Source organism: Massilia sp. UBA6681 (assembly GCF_002454935.1).
Classification (GTDB): Bacteria; Pseudomonadota; Gammaproteobacteria; order Burkholderiales; family Burkholderiaceae_D; genus Telluria; species Telluria varians.
In genome coordinates, this window is the sequence record NZ_DKJX01000117.1 from 1 (window position 1) to 21,440 (window position 21,440).

The 21,440-nt window shown below is 67.3% G+C and carries 20 protein-coding genes; 12 read left to right on the forward strand and 8 right to left on the reverse strand.

Translation table 11 applies throughout. The features are described 5' to 3' along the window. Positions 1-37: 37 nt before the first annotated feature. The gene (locus B2R83_RS21535) at positions 38-559 is read right to left on the reverse strand and encodes a hypothetical protein (RefSeq protein ID WP_292044842.1); all 522 of its coding nucleotides are present in this window, start codon (positions 557-559) and stop codon (positions 38-40) included. Positions 560-680: 121 nt separating this feature from the next. Here B2R83_RS21535 and B2R83_RS21540 point away from each other — a divergent pair, with 121 nt between their 5' ends. Further along, positions 681-878, forward strand: coding sequence for a hypothetical protein (locus B2R83_RS21540; protein ID WP_292044843.1), 198 nt, complete (start codon positions 681-683; stop codon positions 876-878). Between the two features lie 3 nt (positions 879-881). Here B2R83_RS21540 and B2R83_RS21545 read toward each other — a convergent pair whose 3' ends face one another. Beyond that, entirely contained in the window at positions 882-1,883 is a 1,002-nt protein-coding gene (locus tag B2R83_RS21545; protein WP_292044845.1) for a sodium-dependent bicarbonate transport family permease, read from the reverse strand. 92 nt (positions 1,884-1,975) lie between these two features. Here B2R83_RS21545 and B2R83_RS21550 point away from each other — a divergent pair, with 92 nt between their 5' ends. Continuing rightward, the gene (locus B2R83_RS21550; RefSeq protein WP_292044847.1) at positions 1,976-2,881 is read left to right on the forward strand and encodes a LysR family transcriptional regulator; all 906 of its coding nucleotides are present in this window, start codon (positions 1,976-1,978) and stop codon (positions 2,879-2,881) included. Here the strand turns inward: B2R83_RS21550 and B2R83_RS21555 are convergent. The 3 genes from B2R83_RS21555 to B2R83_RS21565 are packed head-to-tail and all read right to left on the reverse strand — an operon-like array spanning position 2,878 to position 9,545. Then, complete coding sequence (locus B2R83_RS21555) at positions 2,878-3,279, reverse strand: hypothetical protein (RefSeq protein WP_292044849.1); 402 nt, start codon at positions 3,277-3,279, stop codon at positions 2,878-2,880. The genes B2R83_RS21550 and B2R83_RS21555 overlap by 4 nt on opposite strands. Before the next feature lie 27 nt (positions 3,280-3,306). Continuing rightward, positions 3,307-7,755, reverse strand: a complete 4,449-nt coding sequence (locus B2R83_RS21560; protein WP_292044852.1) for a translocation/assembly module TamB domain-containing protein — start codon at positions 7,753-7,755, stop codon at positions 3,307-3,309. Then, entirely contained in the window at positions 7,755-9,545 is a 1,791-nt protein-coding gene (locus B2R83_RS21565) for an autotransporter assembly complex protein TamA (protein ID WP_292044854.1), read from the reverse strand. The genes B2R83_RS21560 and B2R83_RS21565 overlap by 1 nt, the downstream gene beginning before the upstream one ends. Positions 9,546-9,754: 209 nt before the next feature. Between B2R83_RS21565 and queC the strand changes: the two genes are divergently transcribed. Continuing rightward, on the forward strand, positions 9,755-10,465 hold the full coding sequence (queC, locus tag B2R83_RS21570) for a 7-cyano-7-deazaguanine synthase QueC (RefSeq protein WP_292044857.1): 711 nt from the start codon (positions 9,755-9,757) through the stop codon (positions 10,463-10,465). A 214-nt stretch (positions 10,466-10,679) separates the two neighbouring features. After that, positions 10,680-10,925, forward strand: coding sequence for a hypothetical protein (locus B2R83_RS21575; RefSeq protein ID WP_292044859.1), 246 nt, complete (start codon positions 10,680-10,682; stop codon positions 10,923-10,925). Here the strand turns inward: B2R83_RS21575 and B2R83_RS21580 are convergent. Further along, a complete protein-coding gene (locus B2R83_RS21580; protein WP_292044860.1) occupies positions 10,922-11,320 on the reverse strand; it encodes a RidA family protein in 399 nt (132 codons plus the stop codon). The genes B2R83_RS21575 and B2R83_RS21580 overlap by 4 nt on opposite strands. A 119-nt stretch (positions 11,321-11,439) precedes the next feature. Between B2R83_RS21580 and B2R83_RS21585 the strand changes: the two genes are divergently transcribed. Together B2R83_RS21585 and B2R83_RS21590 are read left to right on the forward strand one after the other, a co-directional pair. After that, a complete protein-coding gene (locus tag B2R83_RS21585) occupies positions 11,440-12,366 on the forward strand; it encodes a LysR family transcriptional regulator (protein WP_292044862.1) in 927 nt (308 codons plus the stop codon). A 386-nt stretch (positions 12,367-12,752) separates the two neighbouring features. After that, positions 12,753-13,085, forward strand: a complete 333-nt coding sequence (locus B2R83_RS21590; RefSeq protein ID WP_292044863.1) for a PEP-CTERM sorting domain-containing protein — start codon at positions 12,753-12,755, stop codon at positions 13,083-13,085. A gap of 39 nt (positions 13,086-13,124) precedes the next feature. On the opposite strand, the gene B2R83_RS21595 is transcribed toward B2R83_RS21590, so the two are convergent. Next, positions 13,125-13,886, reverse strand: a complete 762-nt coding sequence (locus B2R83_RS21595; RefSeq protein WP_292044864.1) for an SDR family NAD(P)-dependent oxidoreductase — start codon at positions 13,884-13,886, stop codon at positions 13,125-13,127. A 299-nt stretch (positions 13,887-14,185) separates the two neighbouring features. Between B2R83_RS21595 and B2R83_RS21600 the strand changes: the two genes are divergently transcribed. From B2R83_RS21600 to B2R83_RS21610, 3 genes are all read left to right on the forward strand, one after another. Continuing rightward, complete coding sequence (locus B2R83_RS21600) at positions 14,186-15,334, forward strand: benzoate/H(+) symporter BenE family transporter (RefSeq protein WP_292044926.1); 1,149 nt, start codon at positions 14,186-14,188, stop codon at positions 15,332-15,334. Positions 15,335-15,361: 27 nt separating this feature from the next. After that, positions 15,362-16,717 carry an MFS transporter gene (locus tag B2R83_RS21605; protein ID WP_292044865.1) on the forward strand — a complete coding sequence of 452 codons (1,356 nt, stop codon included), beginning with the start codon at positions 15,362-15,364 and terminating at the stop codon, positions 16,715-16,717. A 110-nt stretch (positions 16,718-16,827) separates the two neighbouring features. After that, positions 16,828-17,919 (forward strand): porin, encoded by a 1,092-nt coding sequence (locus B2R83_RS21610; RefSeq protein ID WP_292044867.1) that lies wholly within the window; start codon positions 16,828-16,830, stop codon positions 17,917-17,919. A gap of 114 nt (positions 17,920-18,033) precedes the next feature. On the opposite strand, the gene B2R83_RS21615 is transcribed toward B2R83_RS21610, so the two are convergent. Then, a complete protein-coding gene (locus tag B2R83_RS21615; protein ID WP_027865642.1) occupies positions 18,034-18,948 on the reverse strand; it encodes a LysR family transcriptional regulator in 915 nt (304 codons plus the stop codon). Between the two features lie 101 nt (positions 18,949-19,049). Between B2R83_RS21615 and B2R83_RS21620 the strand changes: the two genes are divergently transcribed. The 3 genes from B2R83_RS21620 to catA are packed head-to-tail and all read left to right on the forward strand — an operon-like array spanning position 19,050 to position 21,433. Continuing rightward, entirely contained in the window at positions 19,050-20,168 is a 1,119-nt protein-coding gene (locus B2R83_RS21620) for a muconate/chloromuconate family cycloisomerase (protein WP_292044869.1), read from the forward strand. A 24-nt stretch (positions 20,169-20,192) separates the two neighbouring features. Beyond that, the gene (gene catC, locus B2R83_RS21625; protein ID WP_292044871.1) at positions 20,193-20,483 is read left to right on the forward strand and encodes a muconolactone Delta-isomerase; all 291 of its coding nucleotides are present in this window, start codon (positions 20,193-20,195) and stop codon (positions 20,481-20,483) included. A 29-nt stretch (positions 20,484-20,512) separates the two neighbouring features. After that, complete coding sequence (gene catA, locus B2R83_RS21630) at positions 20,513-21,433, forward strand: catechol 1,2-dioxygenase (protein ID WP_292044872.1); 921 nt, start codon at positions 20,513-20,515, stop codon at positions 21,431-21,433. Positions 21,434-21,440: the final 7 nt, after the last annotated feature.

The window sequence follows — 21,440 nt, forward strand, 5'->3', positions numbered from 1 at the left end:
CTTAACTGAACGGCATTAGGGCCGATGGCCCCATTTTTCATTCGGCGTCGATCGCCTTGCGCAGCTTGCGCCGCCACAGCAACAGGCCGGCCGAGTAGCGTCCGAAATAGCCCGCGGTCAGCCCCACGCACAGCATGGTCAGCATGTCGTCGGTCAGGCGCGGCGCCGGGATTCCCTTGCCCTGGTTGGCATAGATCTCGACCCCGAGGTAGAGGATGCGCGCCACCAGGATCATCGCGAACAGGATGCCCAGCTGCGCCGGCGGCGTGAAGTAGTAGCCCTGCTCAGTGTCCTCGAAGCGAGTGCGCTTCAGGGCGTAGTGGCCCCAGCCGAGGCCGAAGGCCGAACCGGCCAGCAGCGCAGCCAGGTGGGTCGGGCGGTCGAGCAGCTGCGCCAGCGGCACCAGGATCATGGCGCCGAACACCAGCACGCCGGTGTAGTGGCGCGAGACGATCGAGCGCTGGCGGACCATGCGGGCCTTGATGCGGTTGTAGACGCGCCAGACCAGCAGCGGGGTCAGGACGAGCAGGGCGAGGGTGGTGATCGAAAGTTCTTGCATGGCGCGATGAGTTGGTTCAAGCCTGCCATTGTAGCCGCCTCGCACGCGAGAGGCAGCAAACGGCGGCCTGCGGGCCATCATGGTAAGGTGTCCGCTCCGCTTTGACGAGGAGATTCCCGCCATGAATGCAGAGCTGTTCGCGAATGTTCCTGCCCGGTTTCCTGTACAGGCGCACCGCGCACCGGACCCGGCCCCGATCGAGGAACCGGCGCCCGATCCTTTCGACACGCCCCATCCGCACCACCAGCCCGGCCACCCCCATCTGCCGCAGGGCGAGGAGGAACCGGTGCCCGACCCCAAGCCGAGCCTGCTCTCCTGAGCCTTATCCCAGCACCGCCCCGGCCAGCCAGGCATAGGCGGGAATGCCCAGCAGGATGTTCAGGGGGAAGGTGACCCCGAGCGACATGCTGAAGTACACGGACGGGTTGGCTTCCGGGATCGCATAACGCAGCGCTGCCGGGACGGCGATGTACGAGGCGCTGCCGGCCAGCACCATCAGCAGGGTCGCGTTGCCCGCCGACAGGCCGAGCAGGGCCGCCAGACCCAGGGCAAGGCCGGCATGCACGACCGGCGCAGCGGCCGCGTAGGCCAGCAGCCAGCGCGACTGGCTGCGCAGCTTGCCCAGGTTGCGTGCGGTGTGCAGGCCCATGTCGAGCAGGAAGAAGGCCAGCATGCCCTTGAACAGGTCGATCGAGAACGGCGCCATGGCTGCCTTGCCGGCCTCGCCCGTCAGGATGCCCACGGCCATGGCGCCGATCAGCAGCAGCTGGGTGCCGCCGGTAAAGGATTCGTGCAGGATTTTCCCCAGGCCCACGCGCGGGCCCGGCGCTCCCAGCGTGGCCGTGCCGTTCGCACCCGGCAGCACTGCCGGCGCCCCGGCCTGGCGCAAGGAATTGGCCAGCACCACGGCGATCACGATGGCGGGCGATTCCATCAGGGCCATTGCCGCCGCCATGTGCCCGCCATAGGAGATCCCGTGGACGTCCAGGTACTGGGTCGCCGTGATGAAGGTGACCGCGCTGACCGAACCGTAGGTGGCCGCGACCGCGGCCGCGTCGAAACCGGACACGAAGCGCTTCAGCAAGGGGTAGGCGGCCAGCGGAATCGCGACCGCCAGCAGCACGGCGGCGCCCAGGCTGGCCGCGACTTCGGCGGTGAGGCCGGTTTGCGCGAGGGCGAAACCGCCTTTCAGGCCGAGCGCCATCAGGAGGTAGAGCGACAGGAAGCGCGCGATCGGCTGGGGGATCTCGAGGTTCGATTTCACGCAGCCGGCCAGGATGCCGAAAGCAAAAAACAGGATGGCAGGATCGAGGAAGTTGTTCATGTGTTCGGACTCAACAGACGGTCCTGCATCCTAAGCGCTCACGGCAATAAAGAAAAATCGATTATGATGATGGCCAGCATAGGGATTTATCTATGAACGCCACCTTCCGCCAGCTGCGCCTCTTCCTTGCCTTCAGCGAACACCTGAGCGTCACCGCCGCCGCCCGCGCCTGCCACGTCACCCAGCCGACCGCGTCCATGCAATTGCGCGAGCTGGCCGAAGGCGTCGGCATGCCGCTCTACGAGCAGGTCGGCAAGCGCCTGTACCTGACCCCGGCGGGCGAAGCGCTGGCGCGCACGGCGCGCGCCATGATGGACGAGTGGAGCGCCTTCGAGCAGCACATGGACGGCATCAAGGGCATGACGCGCGGGCGCCTGCGCCTGTCGGTGGTCAGTACCGCGAAGTACTTCGTGCCCCGTCTTCTCGGGACCTTCTGCGCCGCTTTTCCGGACATCGACATCGCGCTCGAAGTGCTCAACCGCGACGGCGTGCTCAGGCGCCTGCACGAGAATCTCGACGACCTCTACATCATGTCGATGCCACCAAGCGACCTGGAGCTCGAGCGCCACGCCTTCCTGGCCAACCCTCTCGACGTGATCGCTTCCGCGTCGCATCCGCTGGTCGGGCGCGAGCGTATCGCACTGGCCGAGCTGGGGCCGCTGCGCTTCATTCTCCGTGAAAAAGGATCCGGCACCCGGCTCGCCTGTGACAGGCATTTCAGGGCGCTGGGTTTTCGGGCAGACATACGCATGGAGCTGGGCAGCAACGAAGCGATCAAGCAAGCAGTGGCGGCCAGCCTGGGTCTGGGTGTCATTTCACGCCATGCGCTGGGGGAGCGGCCAGAAGAAGAGCAGCTTGTCACGCTTCCGGTCGAGGGCTTTCCCGTGCAGTCGAACTGGTGGACGCTGTACCGGAAAGGGAAGAGGCTGTCGCCAGTCGCCACCGCCTTCCTGCATCATCTCGAGCATGCCGGCCAGGCGGAACTCCGGAAATCCTAGTTGCGCCGCGCCGGACAGCGGTAGCGGACCAGGGGCGGGGTACTCGTGACGTCAGTGAGCGTGCGTCCGTTGCGCGACAACTGGAAGTGGGCGGCATGCAGCCGTGCTTCACCTTCACCCTGCAGTTCAGCGACCAGGACCAGTTCCTTGCCGCGCGTGACCGCGGTCTTTACCGGCCCCGTGCTTTCGAAATAGGCGATGCTGTCGGGGCGAAGGCGCAGCGTGGAGTCGTTGCGCGAGGTGCCGCAGTCCTTCACGCGCATGTTCCATTCTCCCTGGTAGGCGCGCGGGATCTGCTGCTGGGTCTGGGCCTGGACCGGCGCCCGGGGCTGGGCCTGGGCTGGGCTGTCGAGGCTGGCAAGCATCAGCAGCAGGGGATATACAAGTTGTTCCGTCATCGTGTCCCCCGGTTGCGTCCAGTTCTGTCAGTCGAAAGCCCAGGCATACAGCACGTCCAGCGCGGTATTGGTGCCGGTCTGGAACTGCAGCGTGATGCGCGGGGTCCACTTGTAACGCAGGCGCACCAGGCTCGAGGCCGTGGTCGCGCCCTGCTCGAAGCTGAGGTAGGTGCGCGAAGAGATGCGCTTGCCCACCGTCACCACCGTGTCCGCCAGGCCGCCGTTACCGCCGTTCGCCTGCTTCAGCCCCAGTTCGTCCACGCCGAGCGAGGTCGCCAGCTTTTGCGTGATGCCGCCGGTGCCGCCCTTGCCGCCGAGCAGGGCGCCGGCGGCGGCCGCCAGCACGTCCTTCTCGTTGCCGCTGGTGCCTTCCATGCCGTGGCCGAGCACCAGCCAGGACAGTTTTTCGCTGTCCGGGACATTGGGCGTGGACACCAGCCGCGCTTCCGGCGCCTGGGCCGTGCCGCGCACCTGCACGCCGGCTTCCACGTTGGTGTCCGACAGCTGCTCGCCCTCGGGCCGCGCGCGCACCGCGAGCACGTCGAGCGCCGGGTTGTCGTAAGGGCCGCTGAAGGTAATGACGGCGCGCCGGATATCCAGCCGCTGTCCATATGCTGCGTAATCGCCCTCGACCGCGCGGATGGTGCCGTTCACGCGCGGCGCGCCGGCGCCGACCTTGCGCATGCGCACATTGCCGGCCAGCGTGGCGTCGATACCCAGGCCGCGCAGCCTGAATTCCTCGCCCAGGTCGGCACGCAAATCGATGGTGAGCGGCAGTTCTTCCTTCTTGTTCGAGGGCTGCGGCCTGGTGCCGCCCTGGCCCAGCACGATGACGTCGTCGGACATGGTCGGGCGGCCCTGCGGCGCGAATTCGATCAGGGCGCGGTCGGCACGCACGTTGCCTTCGATCGCGAAGCGCTCGGCGTCGCGCACCAGCGAGGCCTTGCCGCTGACGACCACGGTGCGGTCCGGGCGCGACAGCGCTTCGAGCTTGTCCAGCGTCAGGCGCAGGTCGGCCGCGGCCAGGCCGCTGGAGAAGCGCAGGAAGCCGTCGGCCGAGGCGCTGCCCTGGCGGCCCTGGAAGTACAGGCGCTGTAGCTGCAGCTGGTCGCCGGCCAGGCTGGCGCGCAGCTCGCCGTTCTGCAGGCGCACGCCCTGTTCGGGCCAGCGCACCGCCAGCTTGTCGCCCTGCACGCTGCCGTCCAGGCGCGGCGTGCCGATCGTGCCGGATCCTGTCAGGGCCAGGCGCAGCGCGCCGTCCAGCTCGAGCCCGGACTGGCCGGCGAACGAGGCCAGCCAGGCGATCGAGCCCATGTCGGCCCTGGCCGTCATGCGCAGCGGGCTGTCGCCGTCCAGGCGGCCCTGCAGCAGCTGGGCGGTGGCGTCGACCTCGACGCTGCCGGTGCGGGCGCCGTCGAGGTCGAGGCCGACCTTCAGCGAGCTGCCGACGACGTCGGCGCGCGCTTCGAAGGTACGCAGGCCGAGCGGCACCGGCCGGTCGCCGCCGGCGATCACGTCGCCCTTTTCGCGGAAGACGTGGACCATGCCGTCCAGCGCCGGTGCGCCGCCGGTGGCGGTCGCGGTACGCAGGTCGAGTTCCCACTTGGCGCCCAGGGTCAGGTCGCCGCGCGCGTTGTCGCGGATGGCGGGCGAGAACTGCGACAGGTAAGTGAGCGGCACGTTGTCCGCATGGCCGCGGCTGGCCCAGCGCGGGCCGTTCTTCACCAGCGAGTCGACCGTGATGCTGCCGGCCGGCAGGCGAATGACGGCGCCGTTGAAGGCGATGCTCTGCGGCTTGGCCAGGCCCATGAATCCGCTGCCGGGCGCGCCGCTGATGCGCAGCGGCACCGGCGCCTGCAGCGTCATCGCGTAGCGGCCGCGGTTCTGCAGCGCGGCCAGGGTGCCGCTCCAGGTGTCGCGCGCGAAGCCGCCGCGCACCTCGAGGTTGGCGTCAAAAGCGTCGCCGACCGCGGCCGCGCGCAGGGTGTGGGCGCCGCGCGTGCCTTCGGTCTTCAGGCTGGCCGACGCCACGCGCGTATCGCCGCTGGCGTATTCGGTGACCTGGATGTCGGTCGCCAGTGCGTCGTTGGCGCCGCGGCCGGAGGCCAGGTTGGCGTTGGCGCGCAAGGCGCGGATGCTGTGGGTGCCGAGCAGGCGCAGGTTCTGGCCTTCCAGCGCGGCGCTGAAGGACGGCGCATCCATGGTGCCCGACAGCGTGCCCTGGCCGCGCAGCACGCCGGCGAAGTCGGGGCCGAGCGCGGCCAGCTGCGGGGCGTCGATGCGCCAGCCCAGTTGGTCCCTGGCCGCGCCGAAGCTGCCCTTGGCGGCGAGCACGTTGGCGCCCACGTGCAGGTCGACGTCGGCGTTCGAGACGTGACGGCGGTCGGCCGTGAGCTTCGCGTGGCCCCACAGCGGCGAATTCGACAAGGTCGAGTCCTGCACCCGCAGGTCGACCGCGCCGCGCCAGTCGGCGCCGCTGCGGCCGCTGGCGTCAAAAGCGCCGTTGATCGAGCCGGCCAGGGGCGAACCGAAGGCAGCCGGATTGAAGCGCTGCATCGCGCCGCTCATCTTCGCTTCCACGAAGCGCGCGCCTTCGCTGCCGGCCAGCCAGGCGTCGCCGCTGGCGCGCAGGCTGCCGTTGGCGTTCTTGCGCTGGGCGGCCACCCAGCCCAGGCCATTCGCGGTCACCTCGAAAGTGGTGCGCGGCGCTGCCATGGTACCGGTGGCGACGCCGTTGGCGGTGACCGCGCCGTACAGGTCGCTGCGCACGGCCGACAGCTGGCGGCCGTCGAGGCGCCACTGTAGCTTGTCGCCGGCCGCGCCGAAGGCGCCGTTCAAGGCCACGGTGTTCTGGCCCAGCGCCAGGTCGGCGTCGATGCCGCTGATGCGCTTGGCGTCGGCGTGCAGTTTGCCGGCGCCCGACAGCGCCTGGTTCAGCAGGCGGCTGCGGCGCACCGCGAAGTCGGCATCCACACGCCAGGCCGGGGCGAGCGCACCGGCCACGTTGACGCTGGCGTTGATGTCGGCTGCCGGGAAGTCGCCGAAATCGGCCGGGTTGAAGCGGCTGGCGTTGGCGCTGGCCTTGAAGGCTTTGTCGTCCAGCAGGTTCATGTTGCCGCTGACGTCCACCCGGCTGCTGCCGCTCGACAGGCGCGCTTCGCGCACCGTCACCACGTTGTTCTGCAGCGTCGCCAGCGCGGCCAGGCGCAGGGACTTGTCGGCCAGGTTGGCCTGCAGGGTTTGGGTATCGCCGGCATTCGTCACCTGGATGTCGCCGCGGATCGCGGTCGGCTTCATGGTGGAGTAGATGCCCTTCAGGTCGAAGCGGTCGGTGTGCAGGGTGAAGCGCGCGGTGCCCAGGCCTTCCGCGTCTTTTTCGCGCTGGACGCCGCCGGTGCCGGTGAAGCGGCCGGCGGCGCCGAAATCCATCAGCACGTCGGACACCTGCAGGGCGTCCAGGTTGCCGCCCAGCTGCCCGCGCATCAGGCGCAGCGGCAGGCGCTGCTGGTCGATGGTGCCTTCCGGGCCGTCGTTGCTGATGTCGACCCGGCCGCTGATGTTGCGCTTGTCGTCCAGCTTGCCGGCGATGGAGAAAGTCAGGTCGGCCGTCGGCAGCGCCGGGTTGAAGAAGCCCGGGTCGACGTTGCGGCCGTTGATGCGCATTTCGCGCAGCGGGATCTCGGCATAGGGCGAGAGCACGAAGTGGGCGTCGCCCACGGCGCGGCCGGCCTGGCCGGTGGCGTCGACCAGGGTGGTTTCCAGGTCGCCGCCGAGCTTGAGGCGCAGCTGCGCGGCACGCGAAGTTACCCCACCTTCGGCTTTCGCCTGCGACTGGGTCAGGCTGGCGGTGGCGTCCAGCTTGAACGGGCGCTGGGCGCCGATCGTGCCGGCACCGGCAACAATGCCCCAGGGCGTCACGGCAGCGGCGTCGCGTAGCTGCCAGCGCTGCTTGTTGCCCTCGACGCGCAGGCGGATGTTGTCGATGTGGGTTTCCACGCCCTGGTTGACGAAGGTGGCGCGGTTCAGGCGCGCATCGTCGATCGAGACCGTGAAAGGCGGCGCGAGTTTGGCCGGCATCGGCGAGCGCTCTTCGGTTTCCTTGAGGGTCTCGACGCGCAGGTTGGCCGCGTGCAGCTTGTCCACCAGGATGCCGCGCGAGACGATCTGCGCGGGCGACCAGTGCAGGTTGATCTTGTTGGCGATGACCAGCTGCTCGTCGGTGCGCCACACCGCGCGTTCGATGTACATGGCGCCGTACAGGGAACCGCGCACGCCGGTCAGGGTGAGCTTGCCGCCGGTGGAGGCGGCGACCTTCTGCGCGATCATCTGCAGCGTGGTTTCGCGGCCCAGGTACCAGAGCGTGCCGCCGACGATCACGCCGGTGACGACCACGCCGATGGCGACGCGGCGCGGCCAGCGGCGCTTGTGCGGTGCTGGTGCCGGCGCCTGGGTCGGGGTGTTGTCGTTCGTGTCCATCAGAAGGTGAATCCCAGGGAGAAGTGCAGGCGCGCCTTTTTCACGGCATGGCCGTAGGCCAGGTCGACGTTGATCGGGCCCACCGGGCTGCGCCAGCGCGCGCCGACGCCGAAGCCGGATTTCGGTTTCAGGTCGCCGACCTTGTCGGCGGCATTGCCGACGTCATAGAACACGGCCACGCCCCAGGGCGGGCGGAAGAAATACTGGTATTCGGCGCTCGCCGTGAGCAGGTACTTGCCGCCGACGATGGCGCCGTTCTCGCGCACGCCCAGTTCGCGGTAGCCGTAGCCGCGCACCGACTGGTCGCCGCCGGCGCGGAACAGGAAGGTGGACGGCACGCCCAGCTTTTCCTTGGCCGCCACCCCGCCGAACTCGCCGCGCAGCACCAGGGTGCCGGCTTCGCCGAGCGGCTTGAACATCTGGCCGCGCAGGTAGAGGCGCAGGAATTTTTCGTCGGTCAGGATCGGCAGCAGCGCGCCGCCCAGCTGGCCCTGCAGCACGTAGCCGTTGGTGGGCTGGATCAGGCTGTCGAGCTTGCGCTTGGTGATGGCGTAGGTGAGCGGCAGGCTGCGCGTCGTGGTCGGCTCGCTCGGCGGCACTTCGCGTTTTTCGACCAGCGCTTCGAGCGTCAGGCTGCGTTCGAGCAGGGGCGAGCCCCAGGAACGGCGCGCCGCGACCGTGGCCAGGGTGGTGATCTCGCCGCGCACGTCGTTGCGCTCGACGCCGGCGCCGACGCTGTCGTTGTAGCCCTTGGGTGTGGTCGGCCAGAAGAAGTCGACGCGCGCGGTCTGGCGCTTCTGTTCGTAAATGAGGTCGCTCTTCATGCGCTTGCCGAGCACGTTCAGGTCGTCGTAGCTGGCCTGGACGCGGGCGCCGGTGTCGGTCGAGAAGCCGACGCCGACCTCGACGTTCTTGCGCTTGTTCTCGACCACGCGCACCAGCACCGGCAGCACGGTGGGGCCGGTCGGCGGTTCCGGGGTGGCCGGGTTGGCGTCGGCGTCATCGTCGCCTTCCTTCAGTTCCTGCAGCTCGGCGTTGAGCACCTGGCGCATGTCGGCGCTCACCTCGACGCTGCTGAAGTAGCCGGTGTCCTGCAGGCGCGACTGCAGGGCGGTCAGCGCCGCCTCGCTGTACTGGTCGCCCGGGTTGATCTTGTTCAGGTTGGTGATGACCTCGCGCGGATAGCGCTTCAGGCCGCGGATGCGCAGCTCGCCGAAGCGCATTTCCGGGCCGCTGTCGATGACCACGCGCAGCAGGGCGCGTCGTTCTTCAGGGTCGACGGTGGCGCTGGTTTCCACCAGGCGGGCGCGCGGGAAGCGCGTCTGCGACACTTCGCGCAGCAGGCCGCGCTTGGCGGCTTCCCAATCCTCCTGGCGGAAGCGCGCGCCGACCGGCAGCGACCAGCGCTGGCGCAGGGCGCCGGCGTCAAACGGGACGCTGCCCTCGTCGATCGGGGCGAAGCCCTGCAGCACCAGGTCGACGTCGCCGACCACGGTGGCCGGGCCCGGATCGACGATGATGCGCGCCACCGGCTGGCCGCCGCTGGTATCCAGGCCGGCCGAGATCTTGGGCGAGTAATAGCCTTCGGTAGCGATAAAGGTCTTGGCCTGTTCCGGGGCCTCCTTGACCAGGCGTTGCAGCTGTTCCATATCCACGCGCGAGTTGCCGCGCCAGCGCATCAGGTCGAGGTTTTCCTCGAGCATGTTCTCGATCTGGCGCGGGGCGTCGATGCGGACCTGGTAATCGATTCCCTGTGCGTGCAGTGTCGTTGCAAATAGCAATGCGCCCATGCCGGCCAGGAGACGGGGCAGGGGGCGCAAACGGCGCGGAATCGATCTTGCAGGAAACATAACACTCCGTGGGTAAAATTCATGGCAATCTTAACGGATTGGCAAAAACGATGACGGACTCTTGGCCCAGCAGTGCGGCCAATGCCGGTTCACGCAAGCGTCTCTTTTATGCCAGAATTCGCGGTTTCTTCCGTCCACGGACTACGATCATGCAAACCAACGACAGCGCCCTCGTCCTCTTCAGCGGCGGCCAGGACTCCACCACTTGCCTCGCGTGGGCGCTGCAGCGCTATGCGCGCGTGGAGACGATCGGCTTCGACTATGGCCAGCGCCACGCCATCGAGCTGGACGTGCGCCTGCCGCTGCTGGCGAAGATGCGCGCATTGAGGCCGGACTGGGACGCGCGCCTGGGCGAGGACCACATGATCGACCTGTCCCTGATCGGCAAGATCTCGGATACCGCCCTGACCAGCAATGTGGCGATCGCGATGCAGGAAAACGGCTTGCCGAACACCTTCGTGCCGGGTCGTAACCTGATGTTCATGATGGTGGCGGCCACGGTGGCCTACCGGCGCGGCCTGAACGTGCTGGTGGGCGGCATGTGCGAGACCGATTTCTCGGGCTACCCGGACTGCCGCGACGACACCATGAAGGCGCTGCAGGTGGCCCTGAACCTCGGCATGGCCACGCGTCTGAAGGTGGAGACGCCGCTGATGTGGATCGACAAGGCCCAGACCTGGCAGCTGGCCCAGGATTGCGGCGGCGATGCGCTGGTGGACCTGATCCGCTTCGATACCCATACCTGCTACCTGGGCGAGCGCGGGGAGGCACATGCCTGGGGACACGGTTGCGGCACCTGCCCGGCCTGTGCGCTGCGGGCGCGCGGCTACGAACAGTACGTGGCGAACAAAACGGCCTGAGCGTCCGCGCAACGTCCTGCGCTGCCCGTTTTTATTGCTGGACGGATAGTTTAAACCTACACTGCAGGCATGAGGAATGCCAGCATCGGGGAGCCGGACGTCGAATTACGGTCGGGGATTCGATATGGTGGTAGTGCGCAATTCCTGCGCGTAGCGCGGCGCGCCTGGGAATCGCGCCCGCAGCTCAGGCAAAACAAGTGATGGGACAGACGCAATGACCAATTATATGAAATGGCTTGTCAGGTCCAGAGCAATGGCATTTGCCGGTGCAGCGCTGGTCCTGGGAGCCAGTTTTGCCGGTTTCGAGCTCGGGCTCGATGAACGGATCGTGTCGGTCATCATCCCGCCAGGCGTCTGCCTCCTCGTTGCCGGCATGCTGGACAGCTTGGGCCTGATCCAGCGAAAGTGGGTAAAGGCAGCCATCCGCGAAGAGAATCAACGCATGCGGTCCGGCGGCTAGCCCTCGGCCGGTACCTTGGCCACGACCTTGATCTCGAACTGGAAGCCGTACAGCCAGGTTACGCCGACCGCCGTGATGTTGGGGTAGGGCGCCTCGCCCCAGAATTCGCGCGCCACTTCCCAGATGCGTTCGAACTTCGCTTCCGGATCGACGATGAAGACGGTCACGTCGACCACGTCCCCAAAAGTACAGCCGGCCGCATCCAGCACGGCATTCAGGTTCTGGAAGGCGCGCCGCACCTGGGCGTCCAGTTCCGGCTCGGGCGAGCCGTCCTCGCGGCTGCCGACCTGGCCGGATACGAACAGGAAGCCGCCCGAGCGCACGGCCGGGGAATAGCGGTTCTTCTCATACAGGGCCTGGCGGCCGGCGGGGAAAATGACGTCACGGGTAGTCATCGAGGCACTCCTTGCTGTTGGTGGATGCCTGCACTGTAGCGCCCTGATTTGCACAAATAAACCATCAAATCGCGCCAAGACTGTTTGTATAATCTGCACAATTTTCAAGCGGGGGCGACATGGACAGGTTTGACGGCATGCGGGCATTCGTCCGGGTGGTCGAGGCGGGCAGCTTCACCAGGGCGGCCGAGACGCTCGGCATGAGCCGCACGAGCGTCACCCAGCTGGTGCAGCAGCTCGAGGCCCACCTGCGCCTCAAGCTGCTCAACCGCACCACACGCAAGGTGAATGTCACCGCCGACGGCGCCGCCTACTACGAACGCGTGGTGCGCCTGCTGGCCGAGCTGCACGACATCGAGAACAATCTCCCCGGTTCATCCACAGCGCCGCGCGGCCTGCTGCGGGTGGACGTGCCCAGTCCGTTCGCCAACATGATCCTGGTGCCGGCGCTGCCGGCCTTCCACGCGCGCTATCCGGAGATCCAGTTCGACCTCGGCGCCAGCGACCGCAAGGTCGACCTGATCGGCGAGAACGTCGACTGCGTGGTGCGCGGCGGCCAGGTGTCCGACCTGTCCCTGGTGGCGCGCCACGTCGGCGACCTGCAACTGGGCGTGTACGCGGCGCCTTCCTACCTGGCGCAGGCCGGCACGCCGCTGCATCCCAAGGAGCTGCAGGACCCGCGCCACCGCATCGTGCGCTTCCGCTGGGCCAACGGCCTGCCCTACGCCATGCACAGGGACGGCGAGACGGTGAAGATCGGCGGGCGCCATGTGCTGGCGATCGACGACGGCAACGCCTACCTGACGGCCGGCGTGGCGGGACTGGGCGTGCTGTGGCTGCCCGATTACATGGCGCGCGAACATGCGGCCAGGGGCGATCTGGTGCGCTTGTTCGCGGACTGGGAGATCGATCCGATGCCGCTGTACGTGGCGTATCCGCCCAACCGCTACCTGGGCAAGGCGTTGCGGGTGTTTATCGACTGGATCGTGGAGTTGATGAGGCAGCATGCGCCGGTGCAGGAAAGTCCGCGAAGGCGCGAGCGTTGAGAGGGCATTGCATCCTCCTCAGGCACTGTCGAGTTTCTTTACAGATAGAACAATTGAAGTATGCAAACCATTGATTTATTTACTAGGCACAACTATTGCTTCCTAAGTGATTATCGAAACACATTTACGCAAATCTTGAAATCCTTTTCAAGTCCCTCTGCTGCGCTACGCTACTGGCCCTGAGCTCCACCTACGCGGCAGCCGACGTCGTCACGTTCAAGTGGACGACCACCATCGCAAGCAAGACTGGGACCTTTCCCGGCATCGTCGGCGAATCGATCACCTCGACTTTCTTCGTCGATAATGGCGGATCGGGCCTGAGTTCGCAGCTCTGGGAGCCGAATGCGTTCCAGTCATTCCGCCTGGAGGGTGCTTCCGGCTGGTACATGGAAGGCGGCGACCTGATCCAGATGAACGGCTTTTTCTCGACCAACGCCAATGGTGAAGTGGTGAGCGCGCCGAAGTGGTCCGGGATGGGCGACATGAGCACGTCGTGGGGAACGAACATGGGTATCTGGTTCGTCAATGGCGATAATTTCTATGCCTGTACCGATACCGATCGCGATTGCCTGTATGTGAACAATGTTGGCGACACCCAGCTCGGCGCATCGTGGTCGGTCGCATTCGCGCAAGACAGCGGTTCGGTGCCTGAACCAGGAAGCCTGGCGCTCCTGGGGCTGGGCGGCCTCGCCCTGGCTCGCCGCTACAAGCGCAAGTAATCCAAGGGCGCACAGCTTGCGCCCAAGCCTGGCACATCCTTACTGGTGCGGCTGCCCGTTAGACGCCATCAAGCCCGCATCCACTGGCAGGTTCACCCCCGTGATCAGGCGCGCATCCTCGCTCGCCAGGAAGACCATCGCCGCCGCGACGCCTTCCGGATCCTCGGGCGCGCCGAGCGGCATGCGCTTGTTGAATTCGGCGACCAGCTCGGGATCGTTCACCATGTCCTCGGTCATCCTCGAGACCGTGAAGCTGGGATTGACGGCGTTCACCCGCACCCCATCCTTGGCCGCATCCATGGCCATCGCGCGCACCATGTTGCTGACGGCGCCCTTCGAGGTGTTGTAGGCGAACAGCTCCCAGTCGCCGCCCAGCCCCGACACGGACGAGGTCATGACGATCGAACCGCGCGTCTTCACCAGCTCGGGCATCGCCGCCTTGGCCATGTGGAAGTAACCGGCCACATTGACCGCCATGACGCGCTCGAAGTCTTCCTCGCTGGTCGCCATGATGTCGCCCTCGGTCGCCACGCCGGCGTTGTTGACCAGGACGTGCAGTCCGCCGAACTTCTCGACGGCCGCCTTGACGGCGCTGGCCGCGGTTTGTTTGTCGGCGGTGTCGCCGACCTGCACCAGGATGCGGTCTTGCGCAAGCGTGGCAGCGGACTCCCTGAGGCAGGCTTCGTCGATATCGAGCATGACGACACGGGCGCCCTCGTCTAGGAAGCGGCGGGCCACGGCCAGGCCGATGCCGGAAGCTGCGCCCGTAACCAGTACGACTTTGTCCTTGAAGCGGTTCATCCTTCCTCCTTCGATCAAGCGGTTTGAATGGTCGCAATGACCATATCACAGCCCCATGAACCCGGATTTTCGATTCGTGGCGCTGATACCCCTGAGGTATCGATTGCATACCAAATCAGTGTTGGACTGACATCCCGGGGCTGACTACTCTGCAATGCATGAAGCGCCCACGATGGCGCTTCTCCAGAAAAAAACATTACGGAGACAGCATGCAGGGACAGGGCCATCACAGCCGTGGCGCGGGCGAAGCCATTCCCGCGCTGTCCGCAACGCAGGGCGAGGGAGCTTCCACGGCTTCCATGCTGCCCGCCATCGTCGCCGGCTTCCTGGCCGTGCTGGTCTCGTTTTCCGGCCCGCTGGCGATCTTCTTCCAGGCCGCCCAGGCAGCGCGCATCTCGAACGAGATGTTCGCCTCCTGGGTGTGGGGCATCTCGATCGGCGCGGCCGTCGCCGGCATTTTCCTCAGCTGGCGCCTCAAGATCCCCGTCATCACCGCCTGGTCGGCGCCCGGCACCGCGCTCCTGATCACCTTGTTCCCCGCGTTGTCGCTGAACGAGGCGGTCGGCGCCTACCTGACGGCCGCCGTGATCCTGCTCGCGATCGGCCTGTCCGGCTGGGTCGAGCGGGCCGCCGCCTGGGTGCCGCCCGGCGTGGCCAGCGGCATGATGGCGGGCATCCTGATCCCGTTCGGGCTCAAGGCATTCACCGGCTTGCAGACCATGCCGGTGCTGGTGCTGGGCATGCTCGCCGCCTACCTCGTCTTCAAGCGTACGACACCGCGCTACTGCATCGCGCTGCTGCTGGCCACCGGCGCCGCCATTGCCTGGGCCGGCGGGAGCACCGATCTCGGCGGGCTCGCCTTCGAACTCGCGCTGCCCCGATTCATCCAGCCGGCCTGGTCCTGGTCGAGCACCTTCAGCCTGGCCCTGCCGCTGGTGCTGGTCACGCTTACCGGCCAGTACCTGCCGGGCATGACGGTCTTGAGAACCTCGGGCTACGACAGCCCGGTGCGGCCGATCATCGCCACCAGCAGCCTGGTGTCGCTGCTGGTCGCCTTCAGCGGCGGCATCACGATCGCCATCGCCGCCATCACGGCCGCCATGTCCACCGGGCGCGAAGCCCACGAGGATCCGGGCCGCCGCTACATCGCCGGCATCGCCAACGGCGTGTTCTACCTGGTGGCGGGACTGTTCGGCGGCTCGATCGTGATGCTGTTCGCGGCCTTTCCGAAGGAACTGGTGATGACCCTCGCCGGGCTGGCGCTGCTCGGACCGATCCTGGCCAACCTCGGCGCCATGGTCGCCGCGCAGGACCACCGCGAAGCCTCGCTGATCGCCTTCGTGGCCACCGCATCCGGCACCAGCTTCCTGGGCCTGGGCTCGGCCTTCTGGGGCATCGTCATCGGGATGGTGGCCTGCCGGGTGCTGCACGGCCCCCGCAACAAATAACACCCACAAACGACAGGAGACAAGAACATGCGACACATCGACGTGCACAAGCTGGCCGACGAGGCCCGTTTCAACCGCTTCCACTTCGGCATCCTTGCCTGGTGCGCCATCATCATCATCTGCGACGGCTACGACCTGGCCGTGGCCGGGATCGCGCTGCCCTCGATCATGCAGGAGATGGGCGTCACCGCCCAGAGCGCCGGCTTCATGGTCAGTTCGGCCCTGTTCGGCATGATGTTCGGCGCCATCTTCCTGGGCACCATCGCCGACAGAATCGGCCGGCGCCTGGCGATCGTCATCTGCCTGGCCCTGTTCAGCGTGTTCACGGCGGCAGCCGGCTTCGCCAGCGACCCGTACACCTTCAGCGTGATGCGCTTCCTGGCCGGCCTGGGCATCGGCGGCGTGATGCCGAACGTGGTGGCCCAGATGACGGAGTATTCGCCCAAGCGCATCCGCTCCACCATGGTCACGCTCATGTTCAGCGGCTATGCGGTGGGCGGCATGCTCGCCGCCCTGCTGGGCAAGGGCATGATCGAAGCCTACGGCTGGCAGTCGGTGTTCATCGCCGCCGGCGTGCCGGTGATCCTGATTCCCTTCATCCTGAAGAAGCTGCCCGAATCGATGCCTTTCCTGATCCGCCAGGGCCGCCAGGCCGAGCTGCAGGAGATCCTGATGCGCATGGAGCCGGGCTACCGCGTGCAGAAGGACGACAGCTACACGCTGCCGGTGGCAGACCGCGCGCAAGGAGCGCCGATCGGCCGGCTGTTCCAGGATGGCCGCGGCTTTTCCACCATCATGTTCTGGATCGCCTTCTTCATGTGCCTGTTCATGGTCTACGCGCTCAGCTCCTGGCTCGCCAAGCTGATGGCCGGCGCCGGCTACAGCCTGGGCTCGGCCCTCACCTTCGTGCTGGTGCTGAACTTCGGCGCCGTGATCGGCGCGGTCGGCGGCGGCTGGCTGGCCGACCGCTTCCACATCAAGTACGTGCTGGTGGGGATGTACCTGCTGGCCGCGGTATCGATCACGCTGCTCGGCTACAAGGTCTCGACGCCGGTACTGTTCCTGCTGGTCGGCCTGGCGGGCGCCTCCACCATCGGCACCCAGATCGTCACCTATGCCTATGCCGGCCAGTTCTACCCGATGGCGGTGCGCTCCACCGGCATCGGCTGGGCCTCGGGGGTCGGCCGCAGCGGCGCGATCCTGGCGCCGATCGTGATCGGCACCCTGGTCGGCATGGCCCTGCCGCTGCAGCAGAACTTCCTCGCGATCGCCATCCCCGCCGCCATCGCAGCGGTGGCCGTGGCCTGCATCCGCCACGGCCGCTCGGCCTCGGCCCGTCCGGCGCTGCGCAGCGGCCCGCTGGCGGAACCGAGCAAGGCCTGATCCATCTCCCGGCCGCGCGGGCGGCTGGGCTTACCATTCCAACGACAGCGTGCCGCCGCGCCTGGCCGCGGCCCGCGCACGCCCATGCACACCGACTACAGGAGACATGCATGAAAGCAATACCACGCCTTCCCCTGGCCACCGCCCTTGCCGCCATGCTGTGCGGCGGCGCCGCCCATGCCCAGGTCACGGTCTACGGCATCGTCGATGCCGCCGTGTCTCGCACCACCAACGCCGACGCCGCCGGCAATGCCGTCACCAAGGTCTCCGCGCTGTCCGGCAGCGTGCCTTCGCGCATCGGCTTTCGCGGCAGCGAAGACCTGGGCGGTGGCCTGTCCGCCGTGTTCGCGCTGGAGGGCGGTTTCAACCCGGACAGCGGCGTCTCGGGGCAGGGCGGACGGCTGTTCGGGCGCCAGGCCTGGATCGGCCTGAAGGGCAACTGGGGCACGCTGCAGGTCGGACGCATCGTCAACATGACTTTCCTCGCCACCGCAAAGAGCGACGTGCTGGGACCGAACCTGTTCTCGATCAGCAGCATCGACCTCTACCTGCCGAATGCGCGCAGCGACAATGCGGTCGGCTACCTGGGCAGCTTTGGGGGCTTCACCGTGGGCGCCACCTACAGCCTGGGGCGCGACGCCTCGGCCGCCGGCGGTCCCTCGGCCACCAATTGCGGCGGCGAGGTGGCCGGCAACAGCAAGGCCTGCCGCCAGGTGACGGCGCTGCTCGGCTATGACGCTGCGGCGTATGGGGTGACCGTGAGCTACGACAAGCTGTACGGGAACGCCGGCGCCGCCGGCGGCCTCACCAGCAGCGAGCGCTTCGACCGGCGCGTGACCGTCAACGGCTACGCCATGCTGGGCGCGACCAGGATCGGCGCCGGCATCATCGACCGCAAACTCGACGCCGCTACCGGCATCGCCGAATCCGACCTGGTCTATCTCGGCATCAGCCATCCGCTGGCGCCCGGCCTGACCCTGGATGCGCAGGTGGCGCGCAAGGATGTCAAGCGCTCGGCCGACGATACGAAGATGGCGGTGGCGCGGCTCACCTATGCGTTCTCGAAGCGCACCGCGGTGTACGGCGCGGTGGGGCGAATGGACAACGACGGCCTGGCCGCCGTGGGCCTCGATCTCGGCGGCACGGTGGCGCCTGGAGGCGCGCAGAACGGCGTCATGGCGGGGCTGCGCCACTCGTTCTGATGTTCGTAGGGTGGGCGGGTTTTCCCGCCCACGCGGTGATAGCTGGCGGCAAGATCATCCGGCACGACATCGGAGCTCCTGGCGATCACCGCGTGGGCAAGGGACTTGCCCACCCTACAAAGTCTCTTTCGTGTGCGGCAGCCCGTAATCGTCGTAGATCTCGTAGATCACCGCCAGCATCTGTTCCAGCTCCGGCGTGCGCTCCATGTGGCGCACGCTGAAGAAGATCGGCGAGAACGCGTGCTTGTCCTCGATCGGGCGGTACACCACGTTCCGGTGGTGCATGCCCTGCACGCTGGCCGGCACGATGGCCAGACCCTGTTCGGCCGCCACCAGGCCCATCGCGATCTGTAGTTCGCGCACTTCGACCACGTGGTCCGGGGTCAGGTGGGCTTCGCTGAACAGGCCCAGCACCTGGTCGGCGAAGCTCGGACGCGGCGTGCTCGGGTAGACCAGCAGCGGTTCGTGCACCAGGTCCACCAGGCGCAGCGGCGCGTCGCCGGAGGCCAGGCGGTGGCCGGGAAACAGCGCCAGCACCATGCGCTCCTCGCGCAGCAGGATCCGGCGGATGCTCGGGTCTTCGCTTTTCAGGCGCCCGAAACCGACGTCGATCCGGCCTTCCTTCAGGGCCTTCATCTGTTCGACGGTGGTCATCTCGTGCATGACCACCTCCACCTCGGGATGCGCCGCGCGGTAGCGGCGGATGATGTCCGGCAGCAGGCCGTACAGGGTCGAGGCGACGAAACCGGCGTTGATGATGCGTTCCACCTTGCCCACGCGCTGGGTCATGCTCTTGAGGTCGCGCACCTGGTCGAGCAGGGGCTTGGCGTGCGCCAGGAAGAACTGGCCGGCCTCGGTCAGGCGCAGTGGACGCGTGCCTTTTTCGATCAGGGCCACGCCCAGGTATTCCTCGAGCTGCTGGATCTGGCGGCTCAGCGGCGGCTGCGCGATATGCAGGCGCTCGGCCGCCCGGGTGAAGTTGCGTTCTTCCGCCACGGCGACGAAATAACGCAGGTGACGCAGCTCCAACATCATACCTCCCAGGTATCGAAGTGATACCAACTTAGTCTTGGACGACGCTTTCAAGCGGGATTATCGTGCTTCTACCGACGGAATTATACGCATTGAATATGAAAACCAACATCGCCAACATCGAAACTTTCCTGGTCGACGTCCCGACGATCCGCCCCCACAAGCTGTCGGTCGCCACCATGAATACCCAGACCCTGGTGCTGGTGCGGGTGCGTTGCGAGGACGGCATCGCCGGCTGGGGCGAGGCCACCACCATCGGCGGCCTGGCCTACGGCGACGAGAGCCCGGAAAGCATCAAGACCAACATCGACACCTACATCGCCCCGCTGCTGGTCGGCATGGACGCGAGCGGCGTGGCCAGGGCCATGACCAAGCTGCGCAAGGCGGTGCAGGGCAACCGCTTCGCCAAATGCGCGATCGAAACCGCGCTGCTGGACGCCCAGGCAAGGCGCCTCGGCGTGCCGCTGTCGGAACTGCTGGGCGGCCGGGTGCGCGACGCGCTGCCGGTGGCCTGGACCCTGGCCAGCGGCGACACCAGCCGCGACATCCAGGAAGCCGAGCAGATGCTCGAGCTGCGCCGCCACCGCATCTTCAAGCTCAAGATCGGCCTGCGCGAGGTCGATCAGGACGTCAAGCACGTGCTGGCCATCAAGCGCGCGCTGGGCGAGCGCGCCAGCGTACGGGTCGACGTCAACCAGGCCTGGAGCGAACTCGATGCCGTGCGCGGCATCGCCGCCCTGGAAGCCGGCGGCGTCGACCTGATCGAACAGCCGGTCAAGGCCGGCAACGTCGCGGCACTCGGCAGGCTCAAGACACGTTTCGACGTGGCGATCATGGCCGACGAAGCGCTGCACGGCCCGGACGACGCGATGGCGATTGCCCGCGCCGACGGCGCCGACGTGTATGCCGTCAAGATCAACCAGTCCGGCGGATTGACCCCGGCGCTGGAGGTGGCGACCGTGGCGCGCCTGGCCGGCATCGGCCTGTACGGCGGCACCATGCTCGAAGGCGGCATCGGCACCGCCGCCACCGCCCACGTCTGCGCCACCTTCGCCGAACTGGCCTGGGGTACCGAACTGTTCGGCCCCTTGCTGCTGACCCAGGAAATCCTGGCCGAACCGCTGGTCTACCGCGACTTCATGCTGCAGGTGCCGACCGGCCCTGGCCTCGGCGTCGAGCCCGACCTGGACAAGCTGCATGCGATGCAGCGCCGCTAACCGAATACACAAGGAGACCCACGCATGCTGTTCCACGTCCGCATGAACGTCCAGCTGCCGGTATCGATGCCGGTGGAGGAAGCCGCCCGCCTGAAGGCCGACGAGAGGGCCCTGGCCCAGCGCCTGCAGGAAGAGGGCGCCTGGCGCCACCTGTGGCGCATCGCCGGCCAGTACGCCAACGTCAGCATCTTCGACGTCGAGAGCAACGAGGCCCTGCACGCGCTCTTGATGTCGCTGCCGCTGTTCCCCTACATGCAGATCGAGGTGACGCCCCTGTGCCGGCACCCGTCCTCGATCCGGCTTGACGACCGCTAACCCCACCACCCACTACAAAGGAGACTGAAATGAACCACGCAGACATCGAAACCCTGGCGAAGAACTGGGTCGTGGACGCCGCATCGAAGCCGGCCGACGCCCGTGTGCAGCAAGTCGTCGTGCGCCTGCTGGGCGACCTGTGCAAGGCCATCGAAGACCTCGACATCAGCCCGAGCGAATTCTGGAGCGGCGTGTCCTACATGTCGGCCGCCGGCGCCGCCAACGAGCTGGGCCTGCTGGCCGCCGGCCTGGGCCTGGAGCGCTTCCTGGACATCCGCGCCGACGAGGCAGAAGCCAGGGCCGGCCTGGAAGGCGGCACCCCGCGCACCATCGAAGGCCCGCTGTACGTCGCCGGCGCCCCGGAAAGCGTGGGCTTCGCCCGCCTCGACGACGGCACGGAAAGCGAGCAGGCCGAAACCCTGTTCATGCAGGGCACCGTGTTCGACCAGGACGGCAAGCCGCTGGCCGGCGCCAAGGTCGAGGTCTGGCACGCCAACCTGCTGGGCAACTACTCCTTCTTCGACCGCACCCAGTCGGATTTCAACCTGCGCCGCACCATCGTCACCGACGAGCAGGGCCGCTACGCCTTCCGCAGCATCCTGCCCAAGGGCTACGGCTGCCCGCCGAACGGCACCACCCAGCAGCTGCTCGACAAGCTGGGCCGCCACGGCCAGCGCCCGGCGCACATCCACTTCTTCGTGTCCGCCCCGGGCCACCGCAAGCTCACCACCCAGATCAACATCGACGGCGACGAGTACCTGTGGGACGACTTCGCCTTCGCCAGCCGCGAAGGCCTGGTGCCGGCAGTAAGCCGCATCGACGATCCGGCCCAGCTGGATGCGAAACGCGTGAACGCGCCCTTCGCCTCGATCGATTTCGATTTCCGCCTGTACCGCGACACCGCCGCCGCCCCGAGCCCGCTGGTGGACCGTCCGCGCGCCGCCGCCTGAGGAGAAC